The organism is Vibrio sp. 779(2023), from assembly GCF_033344285.1.
Lineage (GTDB): Bacteria > Pseudomonadota > Gammaproteobacteria > Enterobacterales > Vibrionaceae > Vibrio > Vibrio alginolyticus.
In genome coordinates this window covers 205,591-228,301 of record NZ_JAWPOM010000001.1, presented here as the reverse complement: position 1 = coordinate 228,301, position 22,711 = coordinate 205,591, and the positions used below count along the sequence as shown (strand labels likewise).

At 44.1% G+C, this 22,711-nt stretch carries 25 protein-coding genes; 11 read left to right on the top strand and 14 right to left on the bottom strand.

Features of this window, described 5'->3' with window-relative positions:
• Window positions 1-34: 34 nt before the first annotated feature.
• The 5 genes from R8O70_RS01020 to R8O70_RS01000 all read right to left on the bottom strand — a co-directional run bounded on the left by R8O70_RS01020 (window position 35) and on the right by R8O70_RS01000 (window position 3,464).
• Window positions 35-394 carry a hypothetical protein gene (locus R8O70_RS01020; RefSeq protein WP_250155488.1) on the bottom strand — a complete coding sequence of 120 codons (360 nt, stop codon included), beginning with the start codon at window positions 392-394 and terminating at the stop codon, window positions 35-37.
• 218 nt (window positions 395-612) lie between these two features.
• Window positions 613-1,002, bottom strand: coding sequence for a cytochrome b562 (locus R8O70_RS01015; RefSeq protein WP_021035869.1), 390 nt, complete (start codon window positions 1,000-1,002; stop codon window positions 613-615).
• A 156-nt stretch (window positions 1,003-1,158) separates the two neighbouring features.
• Window positions 1,159-1,911 (bottom strand): phosphatase, encoded by a 753-nt coding sequence (locus tag R8O70_RS01010; protein WP_033906857.1) that lies wholly within the window; start codon window positions 1,909-1,911, stop codon window positions 1,159-1,161.
• Between the two features lie 83 nt (window positions 1,912-1,994).
• Complete coding sequence (locus R8O70_RS01005) at window positions 1,995-2,441, bottom strand: SRPBCC family protein (protein ID WP_213973106.1); 447 nt, start codon at window positions 2,439-2,441, stop codon at window positions 1,995-1,997.
• Window positions 2,442-2,540: 99 nt separating this feature from the next.
• Window positions 2,541-3,464 (bottom strand): DMT family transporter, encoded by a 924-nt coding sequence (locus R8O70_RS01000; RefSeq protein WP_258644603.1) that lies wholly within the window; start codon window positions 3,462-3,464, stop codon window positions 2,541-2,543.
• Between the two features lie 128 nt (window positions 3,465-3,592).
• Between R8O70_RS01000 and R8O70_RS00995 the strand changes: the two genes are divergently transcribed.
• A complete protein-coding gene (locus R8O70_RS00995) occupies window positions 3,593-4,486 on the top strand; it encodes a LysR substrate-binding domain-containing protein (protein ID WP_033906699.1) in 894 nt (297 codons plus the stop codon).
• 73 nt (window positions 4,487-4,559) lie between these two features.
• A complete protein-coding gene (locus R8O70_RS00990; RefSeq protein WP_258644605.1) occupies window positions 4,560-5,618 on the top strand; it encodes a S1 family peptidase in 1,059 nt (352 codons plus the stop codon).
• A gap of 16 nt (window positions 5,619-5,634) precedes the next feature.
• Here R8O70_RS00990 and fliJ read toward each other — a convergent pair whose 3' ends face one another.
• The 8 genes from fliJ to R8O70_RS00950 are packed head-to-tail and all read right to left on the bottom strand — an operon-like array spanning window position 5,635 to window position 13,658.
• Window positions 5,635-6,075, bottom strand: coding sequence for a flagellar export protein FliJ (fliJ, locus tag R8O70_RS00985; protein WP_017820533.1), 441 nt, complete (start codon window positions 6,073-6,075; stop codon window positions 5,635-5,637).
• Between the two features lie 24 nt (window positions 6,076-6,099).
• Window positions 6,100-7,446, bottom strand: a complete 1,347-nt coding sequence (gene fliI / locus R8O70_RS00980) for a flagellar protein export ATPase FliI (RefSeq protein WP_053350026.1) — start codon at window positions 7,444-7,446, stop codon at window positions 6,100-6,102.
• On the bottom strand, window positions 7,439-8,194 hold the full coding sequence (gene fliH, locus R8O70_RS00975; protein WP_258644607.1) for a flagellar assembly protein FliH: 756 nt from the start codon (window positions 8,192-8,194) through the stop codon (window positions 7,439-7,441). The genes fliI and fliH overlap by 8 nt, the downstream gene beginning before the upstream one ends.
• Before the next feature lie 4 nt (window positions 8,195-8,198).
• Window positions 8,199-9,212: a flagellar motor switch protein FliG gene (locus R8O70_RS00970; protein ID WP_005375048.1), complete on the bottom strand. Its 1,014-nt coding sequence runs from the start codon at window positions 9,210-9,212 to the stop codon at window positions 8,199-8,201.
• Window positions 9,181-10,932 carry a flagellar basal-body MS-ring/collar protein FliF gene (gene fliF / locus R8O70_RS00965; RefSeq protein WP_005384024.1) on the bottom strand — a complete coding sequence of 584 codons (1,752 nt, stop codon included), beginning with the start codon at window positions 10,930-10,932 and terminating at the stop codon, window positions 9,181-9,183. Before fliF ends, R8O70_RS00970 begins: the two co-directional genes overlap by 32 nt.
• A gap of 3 nt (window positions 10,933-10,935) precedes the next feature.
• Window positions 10,936-11,292 carry a flagellar hook-basal body complex protein FliE gene (gene fliE, locus R8O70_RS00960; protein ID WP_005375045.1) on the bottom strand — a complete coding sequence of 119 codons (357 nt, stop codon included), beginning with the start codon at window positions 11,290-11,292 and terminating at the stop codon, window positions 10,936-10,938.
• Between the two features lie 15 nt (window positions 11,293-11,307).
• Window positions 11,308-12,639: a sigma-54 interaction domain-containing protein gene (locus R8O70_RS00955; RefSeq protein ID WP_017820535.1), complete on the bottom strand. Its 1,332-nt coding sequence runs from the start codon at window positions 12,637-12,639 to the stop codon at window positions 11,308-11,310.
• Window positions 12,639-13,658 carry an OmpA family protein gene (locus R8O70_RS00950; RefSeq protein WP_021707593.1) on the bottom strand — a complete coding sequence of 340 codons (1,020 nt, stop codon included), beginning with the start codon at window positions 13,656-13,658 and terminating at the stop codon, window positions 12,639-12,641. The genes R8O70_RS00955 and R8O70_RS00950 overlap by 1 nt, the downstream gene beginning before the upstream one ends.
• Window positions 13,659-14,037: 379 nt before the next feature.
• Between R8O70_RS00950 and R8O70_RS00945 the strand changes: the two genes are divergently transcribed.
• From R8O70_RS00945 to lafA, 9 genes are all read left to right on the top strand, one after another.
• Window positions 14,038-14,856, top strand: a complete 819-nt coding sequence (locus tag R8O70_RS00945) for a FliM/FliN family flagellar motor switch protein (protein ID WP_005375039.1) — start codon at window positions 14,038-14,040, stop codon at window positions 14,854-14,856.
• Window positions 14,853-15,224, top strand: coding sequence for a flagellar motor switch protein FliN (fliN, locus tag R8O70_RS00940; RefSeq protein ID WP_005375038.1), 372 nt, complete (start codon window positions 14,853-14,855; stop codon window positions 15,222-15,224). The genes R8O70_RS00945 and fliN overlap by 4 nt, the downstream gene beginning before the upstream one ends.
• Before the next feature lie 18 nt (window positions 15,225-15,242).
• Window positions 15,243-16,001, top strand: a complete 759-nt coding sequence (gene fliP, locus R8O70_RS00935; protein WP_005375037.1) for a flagellar type III secretion system pore protein FliP — start codon at window positions 15,243-15,245, stop codon at window positions 15,999-16,001.
• Between the two features lie 12 nt (window positions 16,002-16,013).
• The gene (gene fliQ, locus R8O70_RS00930) at window positions 16,014-16,283 is read left to right on the top strand and encodes a flagellar biosynthesis protein FliQ (protein ID WP_005375036.1); all 270 of its coding nucleotides are present in this window, start codon (window positions 16,014-16,016) and stop codon (window positions 16,281-16,283) included.
• A complete protein-coding gene (gene fliR, locus R8O70_RS00925; RefSeq protein WP_005375027.1) occupies window positions 16,283-17,059 on the top strand; it encodes a flagellar biosynthetic protein FliR in 777 nt (258 codons plus the stop codon). Before fliQ ends, fliR begins: the two co-directional genes overlap by 1 nt.
• On the top strand, window positions 17,056-18,183 hold the full coding sequence (flhB, locus tag R8O70_RS00920; RefSeq protein ID WP_005375025.1) for a flagellar biosynthesis protein FlhB: 1,128 nt from the start codon (window positions 17,056-17,058) through the stop codon (window positions 18,181-18,183). The genes fliR and flhB overlap by 4 nt, the downstream gene beginning before the upstream one ends.
• Before the next feature lie 31 nt (window positions 18,184-18,214).
• On the top strand, window positions 18,215-20,305 hold the full coding sequence (gene flhA / locus R8O70_RS00915; RefSeq protein ID WP_005386867.1) for a flagellar biosynthesis protein FlhA: 2,091 nt from the start codon (window positions 18,215-18,217) through the stop codon (window positions 20,303-20,305).
• A 19-nt stretch (window positions 20,306-20,324) separates the two neighbouring features.
• Window positions 20,325-21,095: an EAL domain-containing protein gene (locus R8O70_RS00910; protein WP_005375023.1), complete on the top strand. Its 771-nt coding sequence runs from the start codon at window positions 20,325-20,327 to the stop codon at window positions 21,093-21,095.
• Window positions 21,096-21,396: 301 nt separating this feature from the next.
• Window positions 21,397-22,248: a lateral flagellin LafA gene (gene lafA / locus R8O70_RS00905; RefSeq protein WP_005375019.1), complete on the top strand. Its 852-nt coding sequence runs from the start codon at window positions 21,397-21,399 to the stop codon at window positions 22,246-22,248.
• 70 nt (window positions 22,249-22,318) lie between these two features.
• Here the strand turns inward: lafA and R8O70_RS00900 are convergent, their stop codons facing one another.
• Window positions 22,319-22,606, bottom strand: coding sequence for a hypothetical protein (locus tag R8O70_RS00900; RefSeq protein WP_005375016.1), 288 nt, complete (start codon window positions 22,604-22,606; stop codon window positions 22,319-22,321).
• Between the last annotated feature and the right edge of the window lie 105 nt (window positions 22,607-22,711).

Below are 22,711 nucleotides of genomic sequence, written 5' to 3'. Positions count from 1 at the left end.
CAGTGCTATGTGACTTTACTTGTTATTGTTTTTGTTATGAGAAAAAGGAAACTGGCGGCGCTCGAGGAACTGGTGTTTCAAATCGCACACTTAGAGCCAAATAAGCATAGCTGTCAGAAATCACCAAGCTCAGTCTTGAGAGTATTGGTGTCGTTGGAAGTGTATCGTGATGAAAAGTCGAGAAGTGGCTAAAAGGACAAGGCTTACCTTTGTGGCTGACAGAATTGTCGCCCTCTTCTATTTGAACCAACTCAAAACCGTTAAGCGTACATAACGTCGCCCACACGCCCATGCTGTTACCATGAGCATTGATAACAGGCATCAGCGTCACTAGCACCCAACTGAGAGCACTAGCAAATAACATTGAGCGGTAAAAAGGAATTAATCTACGCATAACGGTGACTTAACAAATTTCACACAGCGTAACCAATTCTGAGTGGTAGCTCAAAAACAGGATCAATAAGTGGCTGCTACCTCACAGGTTTTCTTGAATACCTCGATTGACAGGCCCCAAAAAGCCCGCCGAAATGGCAGGCTGATAATGTGTTCATTCATTACTTAGAGATAACGCGTAACCCACTGCCACGAGCAAATGCTCCGCTCAGTAGATAATTAGCCGAACAACTTGCTCCAAATGCTTGGATTGCGCTTGTCGTGGTACTCTTCACGAAGACTATCGATTTCACGCAGTTGAGCTTTTGCTTCTTGTAGCTTGCCCGCATCAAGATCCGCTTCAATCTTATCTAGCGTTACCGTCAGCTTGTTAAAGCCTTCTAAGTAAGTATCAAACTTCTCTGGTGGGTAATTACCACGCTTAGATTGTTCAACAATCGCTTGCAAGCTATCAATCGCAGATTTCATGGTTTCGACATCAGATGCTTCTGCCGCCTGTTTGAATTCCATCTTCATCTGTTTCATGTTTTGTTTTAAATCAACCGCTTCTGCCATTGCGTATGTTGAGCCAAACGCAATCGCACACCCTAGGACTAAAGGACGTAACATTTTTCACTTCTCCATTTATAGTGCCGAATTCTGTGTCGGCTTTATTCACCCAAATAACCTACGCCATAAAAGGCGAAAAACTAGCTTAGTTGAGTATTTCCGGGTCGCAGTGTAAAGCAATCTGGCGTCGGGTGCATACCTTAAATGTAATCAAGTTTATGCGTTGAGAATGCTGTCATATTCTGCAATTGGTTTACGGCCTCTCAAAGCTAAGAAAGACAAAAACTGCTGAGCGGTGTGAGTAATCACTTTCTTGCTATCAATACCCACTTTGTCCATTAACTCTCCAACCAACTCCAGATTACCAACATCGTGACAGAAATGCGCGTCACTGCCCGTGGTGAAGAAAACACCGAGATCTTTCCCGATTTGTGCAATCTCGTGGCAACGGTCTACGCTGCCTACTCGGCTGTTGCCTTTCAGCGTGGTGTTATTAATTTCAATCGCGACATTGTGCTCTTTCGCGCACGCTAAAACGGTCTGAAAATCAAAGTCGAAATTTGGATTACCAAGATGACCAAGCGCATCAATACGGCCACTCTGAATGACATTAACAAGTGCTTCCGTGTGAGTTTGCTTGTTTGCTGGACGAAAAACGGGTTCATGAAAACTCGCGATCACCCAATCTAAGTTGCGGTCCACACTCAGTGGAATATCAATGTCGCCTTCGGTATTCATAATGTTAGATTCAACGCCGCGAATAATCGCAACGCCTTCAAGAAAGCGAGGCAGAATTTTCTGGTTAGAGAAGAACCAGTAATGAGGCGCACCCGGCATTGATTCTGCGTGATCGGTCGTGCAGAACATATCCAGCCCGTTCTCTTTTGCCAACTTTGCATTTTCAATCAAGGTACTGTACGCGTGACCACTGGCGTACGTATGTGTATGGGTATCAACTTTAAATTCCATCATCCACTCTCTTAGGTGCGCTATCTTGCGTGCTATTGTATACCTTCCGGCAACGCATCGTCAGCCCAAGATAAGCAAGAACCCTAAGCTTGCTCTTCACTAATGGCTTTTATCAAGGGTAAGGCTTTTTCCCATCCGTGATTAAACATGGAAACAAAGTCATTGTGAGTATGAATGGTAACATTGAGTAGTAAACGATCGTTGTTGGTATCGATCTGGTAGATCTCTCGCGATCCGATCCACCTAGATGCTAGGTCAGCATCTAGTTGTTGACGATTATCCGGATTAAAAATGGCAACATGATGAAATTCAAGTTTTTGAAGGGGTAGCACCGTATCTATGATTGCCCTTGTCCCGCCCATATCTGGATCAAAAAAAGTGATGCCACCTCCTTCTTCCCAAGCTCCTTCAAATTGAGACTGCGGTGAAAAGACTTGTGCCCAACGTTTATACAACTCAACATCGGTTAGCACTTCCCACACTCGTTGCGGTGTCGCCGAAATTTCGACGTAATAATTTAGCGTAAGCATGATTTCTCTCCCTGAACCTTTCTTGACGCTAGCCCATACTCAAGAAAAATCAAACCACACGACCAATTTATCTACCTGCCCCCTTCATTTTCCGACAGACTAAGAAGTTCTCGCTTGTAAACCGCCACTGCGATGCGCCGTAAAGCGAACCCAACATGTGTTCAGTATGATTGCGAGCACTATTAAACTCATCCCAACAATTTGACTTTGACTCATTCGGTCTTCAAAAAACAGGCTCTGCCAAACCGCAGTGAACAATAAGTTAGTAAAAATGAGTGGCGCAAGTTGAGAGCCACTGCTTGCCAGTTTATATGCTTTGGAGCGAAAAACTTGGGTGTTAATGATCATCAGAGACATCATACCGATCCACAGCGTATTTGAAGAAATCTCAGGCGCCATAACACTCATATTAAGTAACGCGTCGAAGTCATTAAACAAAGTTAGCGGCAACAGAAATACGGCAGCAAAACCAAACGCCCAAAAGTTGATTTCTAGCGGCGACATATTTGTTTTACTCACTTTATATAACGTAAGCTGAGAACCAGAATTGAAGAGTCCACCAGCCAAGCCGAGCAATAAATCCGCTCGCCATGTAATCCCACTTCCACCGCCCGCCAACATAACCACACCAGTGAACGCCATTGCTAAAGCCGCCAATGTTGAAACACGAATGCGCCCCCTCATGAACAGCTTTTCGACCAAGGGAATAAATAATGGGCCAGTAGCAAACAAAACGACCCCCTCAACGAGCGTTAACGTTTGTAATGACGCGATAAAGCAAAGTTGTGACAAACCGATACAAAGAGCACGCAATAAAATAGGCTTTAGCGTGCCCGCTTTAGGAAAGGTAAGGTTTTTCACACGAAGTAAGATAAGCAAGATAAACGCAGGCACCAAAAAACGTAAGAAGCTAAATAGTGTGACGGAAAGTTCGCCTGACAACTGCTTTGCTAACAGTCCAGTAACAGATAAGCTTAACGTAGACATCAACATGAAAAGGATAGATTTATTTACAGCATTCATTCAATACTCCTTAATATATGGAGCATTTTAAAAGACATCACTTATCGTAAATAGCGAGTAATATTAACCATTGATGTAAGAAAAACTTACAGTTTAACTTATCTATCACCAGCTACGGTTTTTAAATTATGCGGAAACTAGTCCCCTTAAAGTCCATCTACGCATTTGTTGCAGTAGCTGAGTCTGGCAGCATGACAGAAGCAGCACAGATATTAAGTGTGAGCCACTCAGCCGTAAGTCAGGCAATTAAATCGCTGGAGAGTCAAGTCAACAAGCCTCTGTTTGATCGCATAGGCAGACAAGTTCAACTCAATGCGGACGGTAAAAAGTATTACAGAAAGGTGGCACCCGCTTTAGAGCAAATTGTCGATGCAACGGAAGCACTCATCCAAGATCAGAATTTGCAACGTGTTACGCTCAATATGGTGAATTCATTGGCTCTTCACTGGTGGATTCCTCGAATGTCAGATTTACAAGGGTTTGCTCCTCAATTAGACGTTCGTTTATCAAACCTGTCTGGCAGATTCAATTTAGAACAAGAAGGTATCGACGCGGCTTTGGTGCATGGAAATCCCGAAGAATGGCAGGATTACTACTGCGAAAAGCTCAGTGAAGATGAACTGGTTTTGGTGTGCAGTCCTGAATTGATAGCGAAGACAAAGGACTCAAACATCACTCAACTCTTAAAGCAGTATCCCATCATTGAAGTTACTAACGAACGAAGAAAAAATGACTGGAACGTGTGGCTGGACGCGACGGGTATCCAGCGACCTAAAAATAAAAAACCAATCACTTTTAACATGTCGATACAAGCCGTCCAGGCCACAACTCGTCGTTTGGGGTTATTGGTCACTCATCGCTTGTTTGTGAAGGATGACATCAAATATGGTCAGCTAATCGAGCTGGGTGAACCCGTCATTAATCCTCATCAACAGCTTTACTTTGTATGCCCGCCACACAAGCTAAAGCTTGAATCGTTTCATCTGTTGCGATCTTGGCTACAACAATCATTCAACTATTAGAAACTTTTGTTAAGCACATTCACTGAAAAACTAGTATAAAGTTAGAAGAGCACTTTTCATCCAAGGATGGTTTATGAAGCAGTATCAAATATGGCTAAGCGCACTCTGTTTTGCAGTATCTTTGAGTACGACCGCTGAAGTAGAAAATGATAACCGCCTTTCAGAACAAGGGATCTCCACGGCAATTATTGGGGGTCAGCAGGCTACCCAAAACCAACTTCCTTTTTTTGCACGTCTTATTCTACATAAAACTGGCGCTAATCAGTTTGCCAATATTTGTGGGGGAACCATTGTAAACGACCGCTTCATTTTAACTGCGGCTCACTGCGTAGAACCAAGCGTTTTTACTGACGGCTGGACAATCAACGACCTACGAGTGTTAGTCAAAAACCCTACGATGAATGACGTGTTTGTTGAAGAATTCAAAGATGTTCGCTCTATCACGATTCATCCTGATTATGTGCCTAGCGATTTATGGATTAATGACATCGCTGTCCTTGAATTGACTAGACCTATCACCGATAACGTCCAATCCATCACTTTACCGCAAGACTTTGGAGACTACAGCAGCAAGTCAGTTTATCAGATATTCGGTTTAGGTCAGACCTCAACCAATGATGAAAGCCCCCCTAACTATTTACGCTGGGCAGAAGTAAAACCCCTTACCGACACCCAATGCGCTTCGTTGGTAACAGGGTTTAACGCTCAGGAAAGTTTATGTGCGAATGGATTTCCTGAACGAAGCTACACTGGTATCTGTCGTGGTGACTCAGGCGGTCCTCTCACCTATCAAGACAATAATGGCATGTATCAGCAAATTGGCATTGTGAGCTACGGTTCTTCAGTTTGCGAATCCGCTGCGATTCCAAGTGTGTTTACCGAGATTTTGAACTATGCAACATGGATTGAGACCCAAACCAGCTCAGGTGTAAAAACCAGTTATAACGCCCTCTTAGCAAGTTCGGAAGATTATCATAGCGAAGGGGACTCTGGCTTTGAGCCTGTCGATACCAACACATCTGGCTTTGGTAACAACGGCAGCAGTGGCGGCGGTGCTCTCGGAGCAGGGTTGATCATGCTTGGAGGCTGGTTTGGTTGGCTAAGACACCGCAGAAATTATTCGCGCTCCTAGTAGCGTCAACAAGACATCATAATATCTTACGCTTAACGCGAGAGTTAATGATGTCTTCAATCATCTTTTGCTCTTTTTTCGCTTTTTCATAGTTCTGCTTAGTACGCCAACGATCAAGCACTTTTTCTAACCCTTGAACGCGTGCGTGCTTGTGTTCTAGCGTTTTCTGTACAGATGCACATTCCGCTTGCATAACGGCTTGCTCTTGCTCGTGGTGACGAAGCATTCTTTGTAGCATTTGGTCAACACGATTAAAGTTCATCAAAGCCGCGCTCGTCAGCGTCGGGCCGGTTCGGGTTGATTGTCCAGCGTGGCCTTTCAACGCCGACAACTGTTCCAATTGCATTGAAAGATGGGAGTGACGCTGACGCATGGCATCAAGTTGTTGACCCACACGGTCACGCTGTTTTTCTTCCATTTGCTGTAACTTGCCTACGGCTTTTAACTTGGATTTCATTTCAGCCTTGTCACTCCCATTTGATTAAGCACTTTGAAAAAGCTGCGCGAGCTCGGTCAAACTGGTTGGGTAATCTACAGACTCGTTGGCAGCTTGTTGTAGATATGCACGCAAATTTGGATACATAGCAACAGATTGATCTAACTCAGGATCTTGTCCTGGTTGATAACCCCCTAATGGCAGTAACTCTTTAACCTGAAGGTAGTTGGAGTACATTTGACGGAAGTTATTCGCAATCGTGCTGTGTGCGTCCTGCGTACAAGTATTCATACAACGGCTAATAGACGCGTTGATATCTATCGCGGGATAATGCCCTTGCTCAGCCAGTTGACGCGATAAAACGACATGCCCATCTAAGATGGCGCGCGCGGAATCCACGACAGGATCTTGTTGGTCGTCCCCTTCTGCCAATACGGTATAAATTGCCGTTAAGCTACCATGTTGATTTTCACTGTTACCCGCTCGCTCTAGGAGTTGAGGTAACACGCTGAAGACTGAGGGCGGATAACCACGAGAAGCTGGAGGCTCTCCGAGCGAAAGAGCGATTTCGCGCTGTGCCATGGCGTATCGGGTTAGAGAGTCCATCAGAAGTAGAACGTCTTTGCCTTGGTCTCGGAAATACTCTGAAACGCGATGACAAAGTAGTGTCGCTCTTAACCTCATTAGCGGGGATTCATCAGCAGGAGCCGCGATAATGATCGCTTTCTTGCGCGCTTCTGGGGTTAAGTTTCTCTCGATAAACTCACGTACTTCTCTGCCTCGCTCACCGATAAGCCCGACCACAATTACATCGGCCTCCGTGTTTTTGGTGATCATCCCCATTAACACACTTTTACCGACGCCACTGCCAGCCATCAAACCAATACGTTGGCCTTTGCCTACCGTTAATAGTCCATTAATCGCACGCACGCCTACGTTGAGTGGTGTATCAACTGGGCGTCGCTTCAGTGGGTTAATCGGTTTTGGTTCAAGTGAAACTCGCTCTCCCCCCTTAAGCGGTGCCCCGTCATCTAACGGCTCACCTAAACCATTCAGTACGCGTCCTAACCACTGAGAGCTTAGCTGCACGGTACTGTCACCATCAAGAGGGATGACTTTTGCACCTGCAAACAGACCGCCTAAACGGCGGATAGGCATGAGGTAAGCAATAGTGTGTTCAAAGCCCACAACTTGCGCTTCGATCATATCGCCTTCCGCGGTTTCTACGAGACAACGCTGCTCAAGCTTAAACCGACACCCTACGGCTTGTAACATTAAACCGTTTACTTTTATCAATCGCCCTGTTACGCGAGCAACAGGGATTGAATCAAGCGAAGCCAAGGCTTCGCTCAAACGCTCACTTAATAGTTCATGGCTTAGGGTATTACTCATGCTCAGACTCTACCTGTGGAATACTGACTTCATCCAAAAGGTGTTGCTTTACATTGTCCATACAGGCTTCCAAACGAGAGTCGCAGCTCGCATCCGCTTCTGCGTCATCAGTCACTAACTGACAGCCACCAATAGGAAGCTCCGTATTAGGGACCAGTTTCCAAGATTGCGGCAAATCAGCATTGATGTGAGTAATGCGCTCTAAATCTTGCGGATTTAAATGCACAGTTACTGTTTCCGCTTTACCAGGCATGGCAGACAATGTCTCGTCCACCAAAGCTAGGATCTGCTGAGGCATTAAAGTGAGCTCGGCACGAATCACTTGCTGAGCTACCTTTTGTACCAGTTCACAAATCATATGGCGTTGTTGCTGTTCTTTTTCATCTTGCCAACGAGAAAGGGCGTAAAAAAGTTCATTGACAGGCTTCGCCGCCTCCAAAAAGCCTTGCTTTCCAGACTGCTCACCGGAAACAAAGCCTTTTTGGAAACCTTCTTTTTGGCCTTCCAACAGACCTTGTTGCTTGCCCTGTTCGATACCTTGGCGTAAGCCTTCCTCATGTCCTTGTTGCAAACCTTGTTGAAAACCTTCTTCAAGTTGCTGTTGGATATCTATTTGAGGTTCTTGCCAGCCTTGGTTATCTAGCCCGAATTCGTCTTCGATAGTCTTAGGTTGCGCTAAAGGAGGAAAACGGTGTAAACGATACCCGCTCGGAGGCAATCGCATAGTACTTGATTTTGTCTCTAGCATGACCTTACTCCACCGTTGGCTCTTCATAGAGAAGCAGCTGAACTTCACCAGATTCATCTAGCTCACGTACCATTTGCATGATGTCTTGACGTGCTTTTTGAACTCGACTTAACGCAACAGCGCCGCGTGCGTCCATGTCATCTTCTAGCGCTTTCACCATACGTTGCGGCATTGAACGCTTAATAGCTTGCTGTAAGGTAATATCGGAACCTTTTAGCGCGACTGCCCACAACTCTAGCGGGATTTGCTGCACCAACATGTCCATGGTTTCTTCGCGTTGTCGGCCAAGAACCATAAAGTCGAACATGTTTTCTTCGATTGCATTAACAACATCTTCATCATGCAACTTCAGCATTTCCATCAATGAACCACGGTCACCTTCAAAGCGGTTAATGATATCTGCAGCTTGCTTAACACCTGATAACGGCGTGCTTTGACTTGCGGATACTTTTTCGATGCAACGCTCAACGAGTTCATGCAAATCAACAGCAACTTGATGATCGATATCTTGCAATTGAGCAATACGGAACAAGATTTCGTCATGGTAATCTTGTGGCAAGTGCTTCAATACCGCTGAAGAGCTGTCTGCTGGCAAATACGCTAGAAAAATTGCTTGCATTTGTGGGTGCTCGTTCACAATGAAACGAGCGAGAGTTTCTGCTTCCACCCACTGTAAGCGCTGCATATTGTTGCGAATTTCATCGCCATATAAGGTATTCAATAACCCTTTTGCCAAATCGTTACCCAATGCTTTACGCAATGTATTAGATAGGTATTCCTTAGAGGCTCCTCGAATACCGCTGTGCTCACGAAAATCTTCAAAGAAAGTTTGAATAACACCACGAGCAGAATCGCTCTTAATGCCATTTAACTTCGCCATTGCACGAGTCACACGCTGGGTTTCATCACGGCTAAAGTGTTGCAAAACCTTCGCTGCGGCATCCTCGCCCATGCCTAATAGCACGAGCGCGGTTTGTTCAACATAACTAAGCGTCTGCTTTGATAGAACTGTGTTCATTGATGTTTACCCATTGTTTCAGTATTTCGGCTACGCGCTCTGGCTCTTCATTAGCAATAAGCTGTAGGTGTTTCAATTGAATTTCTAATGGCGAACCTGCTGGTGGTAGCATGTCGCTGTTTACATCTAAACCTGAAGAGGCTGAGATGCCTTTTTCAGATAGGCGGCGATCAAGTACTTCTTCATGCTCGCGTTCTTCACGCGTTTGCAAGTTTTCGTAGTCAGGTTCTTCCTGAGGCTCAGCAAAATTTAGCTCAGGCACAGGTTTATCAACGCCAGTTAGGTGCATGATTAATGGACGCAGTACGAAGAAGATCATCGCCAAGCCTAACAAGCCACCAATAACGTAGCGTATTGGCTGCTGTACTGTAGGGTCTTGCCACCACGGCAGTGCAGGAGGAGCATCAATTTCGATTGGGGTGAAGTTGAAACTCATTAAACTTAAGCTGTCACCTCGTGTGGCAGAGATACCAACAGCATCCATGATCATGTTTGAGATTTGCTCTTTATCGGCTTCACTCCACGCCACACCATCTGGCGAAGCTTTGGAGTTCAACAGAACCGAGACACTAAGCTTTTCTATTTGGCCTTGTTGGTATTGAGTACGACGAACACTGCTCCCTACAGCATATTGACGATTCACTTCAGATCGCGCATTCGTGTTTTGGCTATCGTTCGTTTCCACTTCACCAGATCCTGTCACTGGCGGTTGGTTACTTAGAGAACCAGGAACACCCAACGCAATTTGATCAACCGAGTTGTTATGAATGGTGTGCTCATTACGCACAACCGGTGCGTTATCCAAAATTTCTTGTGTTTCTTCAACTTGGCTAAAGTCCAGATCGGCAGCGACTTGTACTCGGAAGTTACTCGGCCCCACAATCGGCGTAAGCATATCTGCTGCGCGTTGGATGATCTGTTTTTCAACACTCTTCTGGTATTCAAGATATTTCGCGTTTACTTTACCGGCTTCCGCAGAAGCGACATCCGCACTAAGAAGACGGCCATACTGGTCAATGACAGAAACAAATTCTGGCTTCATTGCCGTGACACTGCCGACCACTAGGTTAATGATCGCTTCAACTTGTTCAGGCTTTAAGTCTTCACCAGGTTTGAGCTCAAGCATGACAGATGCTGAAGGATTCTCACTGTTTTGGCGGACGAATAGAGTTTGACGAGGTATTGCTAAATGAACACGCGCGTTCGCTACTGAGTTCAAAGACATGATAGTACGTACTAACTCACCTTCTAAACCATGACGATAACGCGCTGTTTCCATAAATTGGCTCGTACCAAGAGAGCTATCTTCCTTGAGCGAATCCAAACCTGTCGGCAGCTTAGCTTTAACACCTTTTGATGCAAGCAACATGCGTACCTTCGCAACCTCACCTTCTGGTACAAGAACTTGTCCATTTTGCTCTTGCATGCGGTAGCTTACGCCTTCGCTTTCTAATACCGACACAATTTCGCCGATATCAAAACGCTCTTGTTGACTATATAGCGGACGAAAGCTCTGCGAGGAACTCCATAGTGCAACCACAATAATCGCTGCAACAATCGCAGCTAACACCGCAGATAGCACTAAGTTTCTCTGACTGCTAGACCAGATTTGCTTCAGCTTCGTTGTCACATCGTCCATGCCGTTGGCAGTAGAAAATGTCTGTGCTGTGCCGGTAGCCATAGCTGTGTTTCCGGCGACTTGGGGGGTTAGTTCTGACATGAATTACACCGGCATCTTCATAATATCTTCAAATGAGGTCACGACTTTGTTGCGCACTTGCATCAAAGCATTAAAGGACAAGCTGGCTTTTTGGCTCGCGACCATTGCACCAACTAGGTCATCACTTTTTCCTGTTTCTACGGCCGTCATTTTTTGACTAGCCACTGATTGATGTTGATTCACTGTATCCAACACATTTGTCATCGCTTGTGAGAACGATAAAGGTGCGTTTAGTGATTGTTGATCTAAAGGATTTGCACTCACGATAAACTCTGGCGGCTGCACTTGTGCCTGCATCGCCTGCATTTTTGACAACATAAGTTGCTCTGCCGAGACCGCATGAGTAGGTTGACTTGCCATCTATTTTTTCTCCTATTAGGCAGCCGAGCCTAGTGCCGACTGTAAATCAATACCATGTTCTCGCATTGCTGCGAGCTTGTAGCGTAGCGCTCGAGTAGAGACTCCAAGCGCGTTTGCGGTTTTCGTTCGGTTTCCACCAAACTGACGTAACTTTTCCAAAATAAACTGATATTCAGCTTGCTTCTTCGCTTCTACATGACCAAAACTTGCAGTTGGCTCTGCTGTAGGAACTGACGCGACAAGCTCAATAGGCAGCATCAGGTCATGGGCTGTAATGTAATCACCATGACGCATGACCAAAGCGCGTTGAATGACATTTTCCAACTCACGAATATTGCCCGGCCAGTGATACTGACTCAGCGCACTAATCGCATCTTGGGATAGGTGACAGCGGCTGCTATCTTGATACTTTTCAATAAAGAATTGGCTAATTGGTAGAATGTCCTCTTTTCTTTCACGCAAAGGCGGCCAGTGCAGAGGCAGCACATCTAATCGATAATAAAGATCTTCACGGAACGTGCCTTTTTGAACTTCCTCACGTAAGTCTTTGTTGGTTGCCGCAATAACACGAATATCGAGCTGAACGGCTTTATGGCTACCAACACGTTCTACTTCACGCTCTTGAAGGACGCGTAACAATTTCGCTTGAACCGCAGGTGACATTTCACCAATCTCGTCAAGCAGAATCGTCCCGCCATTTGCTTCTTCAAACTTACCGCTTTGAGAATTTGTCGCTCCGGTGAACGCGCCTTTTACATGACCGAATAGCACAGCCTCTAACATTGACTCTGGAATGGCGGCACAGTTAACCGCCACAAATGGACCATTGATACGCGGAGAGTGCTCATGCACATATCGCGCCAGCACTTCTTTACCCGTTCCCGATTCACCTGTAATAAGCACACTCGCGTTAGTACATGCTGCACGATGCGCCAATTGCAGAACTTGTTTGCTTCTCCAAGACTCCGCAACAATGTTGGCCATTGGCTTACCTAACGCTTCAACACGTTTAAGCAGATTAACCAACTGATTAGATTCAAACGGGCGTAATAGATAATCAGTAGCGCCCGCTTTCATCGTCTCAGCAGCCAAGATGCCTTGTTCTTGGTCGACAATCGCAATAACAACACCCGAATTTCGCTGCTTTTGGTGACACGCGACAAACTCACGAACACACATATCCGGCAGCGTAGAGCTCACTAAAGTGATTTCTGCTCGCTCTTCAAGCAAAGCGCCTCGACCAGTACGAGTGTGTTTCGCGGTGTAACCTGCATTTTGCAACACATCCAATACTGGTTGAGCAAGAGCTTCATTTGGCTCAACCAACAAAATTTTCGTTTTCGTCATCATTGAACCTTAACTTTCGTTTGTTGATTTTGTGATTGTAGATCTGGGTGGTGTTTCGTAGCCGTATACTCGTTGTCCCTCACTAAACGCAGGGTGACACGTCGGTTTTTTGCTTGGCCATTAACCGAGTTATTGCTGGCAATTGGGTAACGTGAACCATGAGCTCGTGTTTCGATCATCGACTCGTCGACCCCAAGCTCAATCAAAGCATTGGTGACTTGCTCTGCTCGAGTACGTGACACAGAAAGGTTCGTTAAACTTGAACCAACGTTATCGGTGTGACCGTCGATGAGGATTTTGGTCACTCGATCATCCACAGATACATAGCTATACAGCGCTTCTAGTGTTGCTTTCTGTCCACGACTTAACGTCTTCTGACCAAACTCAAATGAGAGCGCCATATCCCTTGCCTCTGAAAAAGACAATTTAGGCAATCGCGCGCGACACGCATTAAATGATTTCAATGCGTTTTGAATTTGAAGAGTAGGAATCACAATCTCTGAAACAGAGGAAGCATTACTTCCTTTAAGTGACAGCGTCACCCAACTACCCGAAGCAATTGAATCCATGAATTCTTCAGCGCCTTTATTAAAGATGAAACGCTGAGACGGCTTAGTAAATTCAAGGGAACCAAATTCTTTTCTATAAAGCTCATCACCCCAAGGAGCATTTTGAGTTGTTAAAGCAATCGTTTTCCATTTATTGTTTTCATATTCTATATCGGAAATAAAATAGAATTTATTATTAGGTTCCGCTAGGAAATAAAACTTCCCATAGTCTTTATTTGATTGCAACAAGTTGCATTTGAATTTATTTCCCTCATATGTCCATTTAGAGAGGTCCATAGGGATTGTTAAGACTTCTTCTGAATATGACACTTTTGAAAAAATAAAACTGATAACAATAATTGTGTTACAAATTATCAAACGGACATGATTCATGTATATCTTACATTCCCATGACTTAAACCGTTTAATTAAATATGCCACCAAGCCGAGAGAACTGGCATAGCTAATCATTTTAATTACCTATTCTGAATATTAAAATTGGTTACAAAACGCTCAAGAGAGCACGCTTAGCCTCCAACGGAAGCTTTAAGCATAAAAAACAGTATCTTATAATTTATTTATTTGAAGTTGTTGTTACGCCATAAAGGCAATTTAAAAAATCTATAACAACTAAAACGCTCAACATTGTTATTTTATTTATTAAGCGATTTATAAAGAAAACTAACTCTTTTTAAATTTCATTAAAAGATTATGACTATATGAACAAAGCAACATGTGAACTAAAGTCACAATCTTAGAGTTTGGAGCTAAAAGATCATTAAAATTTCTGTGTAGACTACACGCCATTAAGTTAAAACACTTTCGATTGTTAACGCACGGTAAAATATAAATGGAAAATAGAGTTAGCGAGCCTATTTCTGATAGTCAACTACTTGATGTAGAATTATTAGGCAAACCTATTCATATCATTCGTGAGAAGCTCGATAATTTAATTTCAGAATCTTGCTCAAATCTTACGACTGAATTACAAAATTGGCTCAGCACAGGAAAAGTGGAAGCTAGCTTAACCTCAGTAGACTTGCACCGCTTTACATCGGTTGAGATGGACAAAGAGCAAACGTCGACCTATCAACATCAGGAAGGCGGCATGGTATTCATCCATGGTAACCCCCACACGCTAATAAAGTTGGCTGATAGATTTTATGGTGCAAGTGCAGAGCGCTCAGCCGCTACTCTGACGGCCAGTGACTTACGTTTACAAGAGCGCATCAGTCGAATCATCATCGGTTGGCTTGCTCCTGGTGAAATGTGGGACACGGGTGAGTATGAGACCCCTAGAGGTATTGGCATTAACGTTCAATTAAACATTGCGTTTGACGATCATCAAGGCTCAATTCATCTCAAGCTAGATGGTCATCTTATTCAAACGCTAATCGAGCAGCTTGAACTGCAGCCTGATACCGATTTGTTTCAACCTTTCTGTCGTTCTTTAGAGACGACCCCCGTTCGACTGAACGTTGTTCTAAGTAAAAAGAAGATGCCTTTAAGTGATGTGGTTGGCTTACAACCCAACGATATTTTACCTATTGAGCTTCTTAACACGGTTCCAGTAAGCATTGGCAACCAATCTCTATTTACAGGTCGTATTGCCGAGCAAGACGGCCAACTTGTTTTGATCTTTAACCCTGATAAGGAACCGCAGCGATGAGCGAAGCGCTAGAAACTAATGCATTCGACGCAGAAGAACTGAACTTTGATGATTTTCAATTAGAAGACTTTGAAGCCGAAGATACGCTCCAACAAGAACCAGCCACTGCGGAACGTGACCTTAGCTTTTTCAAAAGCATTCCTGTCACAGTCACGCTGGAAGTTGCGAGTAAGGAGATCCCACTTGGGGACTTAATGAAAGCGGGTGAAGGCACGGTTATCGAGTTGGAAAAGCTCAATGGCGAGCCTTTAGACGTGAAAGTAAACGGTTCTCTTATGGGCCACGCTGAAGTTGTCGTTGTCAATGATAAGTATGGACTTCGTCTGATCGATGTACATGACTCTGCATTGAGTGGCGTTGGTCAATAATCTTAGGTAGGCATCACAATGAAAAATCTGAGCGCTTGGCACCGTTGGTTACCTCTTTTGGTATTGGTGTCACTTTTGTTTGCTTTCCCAACAATGGCGGCTGACAACGGCTTAACTATCTTGTCCGTTTCTGATGGCGACACACAACAAGAATACAGCGTTAAACTGCAAATTCTGTTGTTGATGACGGCGCTCAGTTTTCTTCCAGCATTTATTTTGATGGCGACGAGCTTTACTCGAATTGTCGTTGTCCTTGCGATTTTGCGCCAAGCTCTTGGTCTTCAACAAAGCCCACCTAACAGAGTGTTGGTCGGGATCGCTCTCGCATTGACGTTACTGATTATGCGCCCTGTCTGGAGCGATATTTATGAAAATGCGTTTCAGCCATACGACAACGGCGAAATCACGCTAATACAGGCTTTTTCTGTTGCAGAGAAACCAGTGAGAGAGTTCATGTTGGCACAGACGCACCAAAGCTCTCTTGAACAAATGTTACGTATTGCCAATGAGCCTCTCGACCAAAACGTTGAGGATATTTCATTTGCCGTTGTCTTGCCTGCATTTGTCATTAGTGAACTGAAAACCGCCTTCCAAATTGGTTTTATGCTTTTCATCCCGTTTTTGGTCATCGACTTGGTTGTCGCCAGTGTCCTGATGGCAATGGGTATGATGATGCTATCACCTTTGATTGTCTCACTTCCCTTTAAGTTGGTGGTATTTGTACTCGTGGATGGTTGGGCAATGACAGTTGGCACCTTATCTGCCAGCTTCGGTTAACTAGGAGCAGTTATGACCCCAGAACTAACCGTAACGTTATTTTCCGATGCAGTATGGCTGATCATTTTGATGGTTGCCGTATTGGTTGTTCCAGGCTTAATTGTCGGTTTGTGTATCGCCGTATTTCAGGCTGCCACACAAATCAACGAGCAAACACTCAGCTTTTTGCCACGTTTGCTCGTTACCTTATTAATGGTGATTTTTGCAGGTCACTGGATGCTACGTAAGATCATGGAACTGTTTGATTTCTTGTTCCACAACATACCAGGGATGATTGGCTAATGGCCATCACATTTGCAGAGCTCTCGGCGATACTCGGTCAACTCTGGTGGCCGTTTTTTCGTGTGGGAGCCGTATTTATTTCAATGCCTTTCTTTGGTGATGCGATTATTCCTGTTTGGGTTCGTACTTTACTGGCCCTCTCGATCGTTGTCATTACTGGACCGTTAATGCCACCCATGCCACAAGTCGAGTTATTCTCTATGACTTCCCTGTTCCTTGCTTTTGAGCAAGCTATTTGGGGAGTAATGTTTGGGTTAATTTTGCACATGCTCTTTAACGTTTTCACCATGCTTGGCCAGGTGATTTCTCTGCAAATGGGCTTAGGTATGGCGATGATGAATGATCCTATTAACGGGCTTTCTGTCGCCATTTTGGGACGCATATTTCTGATTTTCTCAACCTTGTTGTTCCTCGCGCTAGAAGGACACTTACTCGTCATAGATATCGTGATTCAAAGCTTTGTTGTTTGGCCAGTCGGATCTGGTATCACATCGCTTTCTCTGCAAGGTGTTGTCAATATTTTCGGTTGGATGTTTGCCTCTTCACTAGCTTTGGCTTTGCCCGCTATTGTTTCCATGCTTCTAGCCAACATCAGTTTTGGTGTAATGAACCGAGCCGCACCATCACTTAATGTCTATGCGTTAGGTTTTCCTATGACGATGCTGCTGGGTCTATTCAGCGTATTAATCTCAGTTTCTGGTGTTCCTGGTCGCTACACGGCGCTCGTTCACGACACCATTAGACACTTGAGTAACTTTATGTTGGGGGGAGCATGAGCGATCAATCTTCTCAAGACAAAACTGAAAAAGCCTCACCGCAGAAGGTAAAGAAAGCCCGCCAGGAAGGACAAATTCCTCGCGCGAAAGAGTTTACTACTGCGGTGATATTTCTAGCGGTGGCGCTCTACTTTTACTCTCAGCTTAATAGTATTTGGGAAAGCATGTCGGGTATCTTTCGCTACAACATGATGCTGACGCGAGCCGACCTAGAAAATCCTAAACAACTTGTCGAGCAATTGGGACAAAGTTTAGCGGTCATCATAGACATGCTATTACCATTGTTTACCGTCATTATTATCGTGACCTGTGGTAGTAGCCTTGTGCTAGGCGGCTGGATGTTCCGTCCCGCGAACGTAATGCCAAAGCTCAGCAAAATTAATCCTTTGAGCGGGATAAAGCGCATTTTTTCGACCCGCTCAGTGGTTGAGCTCTTAAAGTCAACGTTCAAAGTAGCCGTGATATTCGGCATCTTATATGGCTATTTAGACAACCACTTACAGCCATTACTTGGCATGCAAAATCTCCCGCTCAGCCAAGGTTTTTCTCTAGTAATGTCAATTCTGTTTGAAGGCTTACTCTTAATGGGCTTCGCCTTGTTGTTATTTGGGGTTATCGACATTCCTTATCAGCGTTGGGAACACCTAAAAGAACTCCGCATGACGAAACAAGAATTGAAAGAGGAATTTAAAAATAATGAAGGTCGTCCGGAAGTAAAGCAACGTATTCGTCAAATACAGCAACAGTTTGCGCGCCGTAAGATCGATAAAATGGTGCCGACGGCTGACGTGATCATCACTAACCCAACGCACTATGCAGTCGCACTGAAATACGAGCCTTCACTTTCTGACGCGCCCTTTGTCGTCGCAAAAGGTGTAGACGAAACCGCTATGCACATTCAACGTATCGCCCGAGAAAACAAAGTGGAAATCATTAACTCCCCGCCACTTACCCGTTCGATTTATCACACGACGGCGATTGAACAAGCAATCCCAAGCCAACTGTACATCGCAGTGGCACATATTCTTACTTACGTTTTGCAATTGAAAGCCTTTCGTAAAGGTGAGGGAAAAGAGCCAATTCCTTTACCTCATTTTTCGATTCCAAAACATTTGCAGCACTGATTAACCCGCGTTTATCCAAGGACACGAAAGTATGCTTAACCGGTTAAAACAACTTCAAACATCAACCAAAGGCTACGTTGGCATTCCAATCGTCTTGCTAATGATATTAGCAATGGTGATTCTTCCTTTGCCTCCTCTGCTACTGGATGCGCTGTTTACCTTTAATATCGTCTTAGCAATCCTAGTATTGCTGGTCAGCACAACCGCAAAGCGACCATTAGATTTCTCTGTTTTTCCAACTATTTTGCTGGTCGCAACATTATTACGTCTCACATTGAACGTGGCTTCTACGCGAATTGTACTCCTAGAAGGACATAATGGTGGTGACGCAGCGGGTAAGGTCATTCAAGCATTCGGTGAAGTCGTCATTGGCGGTAACTACGTCGTTGGTATGGTGGTGTTCGTCATCTTGATGATCATCAACTTCGTCGTAATCACCAAAGGTGGTGAACGTATTTCTGAGGTTTCAGCCCGCTTTACGTTGGATGCTTTACCAGGCAAACAAATGGCAATTGATGCCGACTTAAACGCTGGCCTTATCGATCAGGAAACGGCTCGCTTACGCCGTAAAGAAGTCGCCAACGAAGCCGATTTTCATGGTTCGATGGATGGTGCATCAAAGTTTGTGCGTGGCGATGCCATCGCAGGTCTGTTGATTCTGTTTATCAATATCATTGGTGGTATTAGTATTGGTGTCTTCGAGCATGGACTCGCTGCGTCTGACGCCTTTAAAACTTATGCCCTACTCACAATCGGTGATGGTCTAGTTGCTCAAATTCCTTCACTACTATTGGCAACGGCTGCCGCGATTATCGTTACGCGAATTAATGATAGCGATAATGGCATGTCGGAAACCATGCAAAAGCAATTACTGGCAACTCCTGCAACGCTATTTACTGTCGCAGGTATTATGGCGGTAATCGGTATGGTACCGGGTATGCCACACCTAGCCTTTTTTGCGTTTTCTGGCGCATTAGCGTTCGCAGGGTGGCGTCAAACCAAGAAGCCAGTGCAAGACTCCCAGATTGAAGAGGTCGAAGCACTTTCACAAGCGATGCAAGACGATGATACACCGCTGACATGGGATGATATTCCTCACGTCCAAACATTATCACTTGCGCTTGGTTACCGACTCGTCCATCTAGTCAACAAAGAACAAGGGGCACCTTTATCACAACGAATTCGCGGTGTGCGTCGAAACCTTTCTGAACAAGTTGGCTTTTTATTACCTGAAGTTCGTATTCGTGACAATCTGAGCCTCAAGCCAAACCAATACACAATTTCTCTAAATGGCGAAGTCATTGAGCAAGGTTTTATTGAACCAGAGCGTTTAATGGCGATAGCGGTTGGCGAAACTTACGGTGAGGTAGATGGCATTTTGGGTAGCGATCCTGCTTATCAGTTGCCAGCTGTGTGGATTGAGCATCAAGATAAAGCAAAAGCACTTAATATGGGTTACCAAGTTGTCGATGATGGCACTGTTATTGCCACTCATATTAGTAAAATCATGAAGACAAACCTTGCAGAATTGTTTACGCACGACGATGTGGAAGCAATAACCCAGCGTTTGACACAACAAGCCCCGAAACTAGCAGAAGCATTAGCAGCAGCACTTAATCCAGCACAGCAGCTGAAAGTATATCGCCAGCTTTTATTGGACCAAGTGCCACTAAAAGATATTCGCACGATTGCCAACACAATGTTGGAATCCGCGGAAAATACAAAGGACCCGATCCTACTTGCATCTGATGTACGCTGTGCACTAAAGCGTACGCTTGTTAACTTAATTGCAGGACAAAAGAACGAATTAAATGTCTACGCACTGTCTGATGAGTTAGAACAAATGCTACTAACTTCACTGCAACAAGCACAATCTTCTGGTACGGTAACACTAGATAGCTTCCCAATTGAGCCAAACATTCTTGGTCAGTTCCAACAAAACTTGCCATTGATTAGACAACAGCTTAAACAACAGGGGCTACCTCCGATCCTTCTCGTTATGCCACAGCTGCGCCCTCTTCTAGCGCGTTACGCTCGCACATTTACACAAGGGCTGGCAGTATTGTCTTACAACGAAATCCCAGAAAACAAACAAATCAATGTGGTAGGAAACCTTGGTTAATCTTATTTCAACACATGCGATGTACGAACATTTGGTTGGTCTCGCAGTACAACATATCGTCACGGATGACGATCAATTAGTCTTTGATGCTTTAAAACACAATGATGTCCAACACGCATGCCAAGCAATTAGGGAAGCTCAATCAGGAGAAGTAGAATTCCAACACCTGACGTTGAGATTTGGTATGCGTGGAGAACAAAGTGTCTATCAATTCAAACTCTCTGAACAAATGCAGTACTGCCTGGATTTGTTCAGTCTTTACCTTGCACTAAGACAAACACAATTTCAGTTAGAAGCCTTTCATCACGACTTGATTAGTAATGTTGTCGTGCCGATTCGCGTGGATGCATTACTGTGGGAGCCTGGGGTTTATTTTCTCGAACAGACGATTCAATTCCACTCTTCTGCTTTTCAACATGTGATTCCTTCTCTTCAAGCTGATGAAACGTTATGTGATCGTGATAAAGTCGCCACACTCACCAAAAAGTTAAAAGAGAATGCATATTCACTTTGGTTTGAAGTCGCGACATCGCAAGTGAACTTCGAGCGCGTCGCAGACTTTAGTCCCGATATGATCAAATTGTCAGTCACACTAGAAGATAAAGAAGAAAGACACGCTTTCCTACCTATTGCTAAGTTCTTAAGAAAGCATAAATATACTTGGGTTGCCGGACGTGTAGCGAGTCAAACGGAACTTAACCGCTATCGTTTATTGGGTGCCAGTTATTATTTTGGTTATTTCAGCGATATCCCAACCTCTCTCTCCTTTCAGTCTTTTGATGAGGAATAGTTGAAACTCAACCATTTATATTTAAAACAGCACGATTTATTCGTGCTGTTTTTTTATTTATAACGGATAACCACAAGATCATTGGGCAATAGTTTCTTTAACTTAACTAAAAAATTTAGGCTTATATGATGATTTTCCCGGTTTTCATGGAATACAAATCACTAAAAATCATCAATTTTTATCTTTTTTAGAAATTTTTTAATTTTCAAATTAATCATTAAAGCCGACCGACCGCCTCTAGTTAGTGACAAGGGAATATCCCGAGGCCTGAAAGATATAGTGACTAACTAAGGAGACTAAGATGGCTTTATCAATGCACACTAACTACGCTTCGCTTGTAACTCAAAACACAATGAACACAACAAGCGGACTTCTAAACACAGCAATGGAACGTCTAAGCACAGGCTACCGTGTGAACTCAGCTGCTGATGACGCTGCTGGTCTTCAAATTGCTAACCGTCTAGAAGCGCAAACACGCGGCATGTCAGTAGCAATGCGTAACGCACAAGACGGCATCTCTATGATGCAAACTGCTGAAGGTGCGATGGATGAAATGACAAACATCGTTTACCGTATGAACGACCTTGCTACACAATCGTTGAACGGTTCAAACAGTGCAACAGACCGTGCGTCTCTTAACAAAGAGTTCACACAGCTTACTGCAGAACTAAACAACATCGTAGACAACACTAAGTTCGGTGGTCAAAACCTTCTTAAAGGCGGCGGCTTCGGTGCAGGTGACGTAACATTCCAAATCGGTGCATCTTCTGCTGAAACATTGACTGTAAGCGCAAGCGCAGGTATCGGTGAAATCACTACTATTCTTGCTGATGCAGCAATTACAGATGGTATCGATGACGCGACTAAAGCAAAAGCAGCACTAGACAAAATCAGCGGCGCTGACGGTCTAGTAGAAAAAATTGGTAGCTCTCGTGCAGACTTCGGTGCGAACATCAACCGTCTTGAGCACACTATGGCTAACCTTGGTAACATGGTAGAAAACGTTACAGCATCTAAAGGTCGTATCATGGATACAGACTTTGCAGTAGAGTCTTCAAACATGACTAAGAACCAAATGTTGATGCAAGCAGGTACAACTGTTCTGTCTCAAACTAACCAGCTTCCAAGCATGGCAATGTCACTACTACGCTAATTACTTAGTTAATAGTGCGCTTAATTTAAATCGTCTTAATTATAAAGCCTTCCTATGGAAGGCTTTATTTTTATCTACGAATATAAATAGAGCTCGTATTATCTTTGTGAGATTCAGGCACTCTGAATCCGAATTTCAACATAATATTAAATAAAACCTTATTAAACAGTTCTAATTCTATCGTCTCTAATTTGCTTCCTATTTTACTATCTCTAAGTTCAGGAAAATTGAACTTAGCTTCCTTTAAGATACTAGCTATCTCATCAGAATTGATGCTCTGTTTACTTAATAGTTTTTTGTTAATGAACTCTTCATATGCACGAGCACACTTCATCAATCGTAACGCAAATTCATTCATAACTGACATTCTTTGAAACGTAAAAAATTTAATTTTTAGTGAGAACACTTGCACGTCACACTATCAAAAATAATATCAGAACGTAATTAATGTACTCTGTAAGAA

Bases quoted from the DNA above. Each gene is read 5' to 3' on its own strand.
- R8O70_RS01020 (WP_250155488.1), bottom strand. From the start codon at position 394: ATGCGTAGATTAATTCCTTTTTACCGCTCAATGTTATTTGCTAGTGCT.
- R8O70_RS01015 (WP_021035869.1), bottom strand. From the start codon at position 1,002: ATGTTACGTCCTTTAGTCCTAGGGTGTGCGATTGCGTTTGGCTCAACA.
- R8O70_RS01010 (WP_033906857.1), bottom strand. From the start codon at position 1,911: ATGGAATTTAAAGTTGATACCCATACACATACGTACGCCAGTGGTCAC.
- R8O70_RS01005 (WP_213973106.1), bottom strand. From the start codon at position 2,441: ATGCTTACGCTAAATTATTACGTCGAAATTTCGGCGACACCGCAACGA.
- R8O70_RS01000 (WP_258644603.1), bottom strand. From the start codon at position 3,464: ATGAATGCTGTAAATAAATCTATCCTTTTCATGTTGATGTCTACGTTA.
- R8O70_RS00995 (WP_033906699.1), top strand. From the start codon at position 3,593: ATGCGGAAACTAGTCCCCTTAAAGTCCATCTACGCATTTGTTGCAGTA.
- R8O70_RS00990 (WP_258644605.1), top strand. From the start codon at position 4,560: ATGAAGCAGTATCAAATATGGCTAAGCGCACTCTGTTTTGCAGTATCT.
- fliJ (WP_017820533.1), bottom strand. From the start codon at position 6,075: ATGAAATCCAAGTTAAAAGCCGTAGGCAAGTTACAGCAAATGGAAGAA.
- fliI (WP_053350026.1), bottom strand. From the start codon at position 7,446: ATGAGTAATACCCTAAGCCATGAACTATTAAGTGAGCGTTTGAGCGAA.
- fliH (WP_258644607.1), bottom strand. From the start codon at position 8,194: ATGCTAGAGACAAAATCAAGTACTATGCGATTGCCTCCGAGCGGGTAT.
- R8O70_RS00970 (WP_005375048.1), bottom strand. From the start codon at position 9,212: ATGAACACAGTTCTATCAAAGCAGACGCTTAGTTATGTTGAACAAACC.
- fliF (WP_005384024.1), bottom strand. From the start codon at position 10,932: ATGTCAGAACTAACCCCCCAAGTCGCCGGAAACACAGCTATGGCTACC.
- fliE (WP_005375045.1), bottom strand. From the start codon at position 11,292: ATGGCAAGTCAACCTACTCATGCGGTCTCGGCAGAGCAACTTATGTTG.
- R8O70_RS00955 (WP_017820535.1), bottom strand. From the start codon at position 12,639: ATGACGAAAACGAAAATTTTGTTGGTTGAGCCAAATGAAGCTCTTGCT.
- R8O70_RS00950 (WP_021707593.1), bottom strand. From the start codon at position 13,658: ATGATTAGCTATGCCAGTTCTCTCGGCTTGGTGGCATATTTAATTAAA.
- R8O70_RS00945 (WP_005375039.1), top strand. From the start codon at position 14,038: ATGGAAAATAGAGTTAGCGAGCCTATTTCTGATAGTCAACTACTTGAT.
- fliN (WP_005375038.1), top strand. From the start codon at position 14,853: ATGAGCGAAGCGCTAGAAACTAATGCATTCGACGCAGAAGAACTGAAC.
- fliP (WP_005375037.1), top strand. From the start codon at position 15,243: ATGAAAAATCTGAGCGCTTGGCACCGTTGGTTACCTCTTTTGGTATTG.
- fliQ (WP_005375036.1), top strand. From the start codon at position 16,014: ATGACCCCAGAACTAACCGTAACGTTATTTTCCGATGCAGTATGGCTG.
- fliR (WP_005375027.1), top strand. From the start codon at position 16,283: ATGGCCATCACATTTGCAGAGCTCTCGGCGATACTCGGTCAACTCTGG.
- flhB (WP_005375025.1), top strand. From the start codon at position 17,056: ATGAGCGATCAATCTTCTCAAGACAAAACTGAAAAAGCCTCACCGCAG.
- flhA (WP_005386867.1), top strand. From the start codon at position 18,215: ATGCTTAACCGGTTAAAACAACTTCAAACATCAACCAAAGGCTACGTT.
- R8O70_RS00910 (WP_005375023.1), top strand. From the start codon at position 20,325: ATGTACGAACATTTGGTTGGTCTCGCAGTACAACATATCGTCACGGAT.
- lafA (WP_005375019.1), top strand. From the start codon at position 21,397: ATGGCTTTATCAATGCACACTAACTACGCTTCGCTTGTAACTCAAAAC.
- R8O70_RS00900 (WP_005375016.1), bottom strand. From the start codon at position 22,606: ATGAATGAATTTGCGTTACGATTGATGAAGTGTGCTCGTGCATATGAA.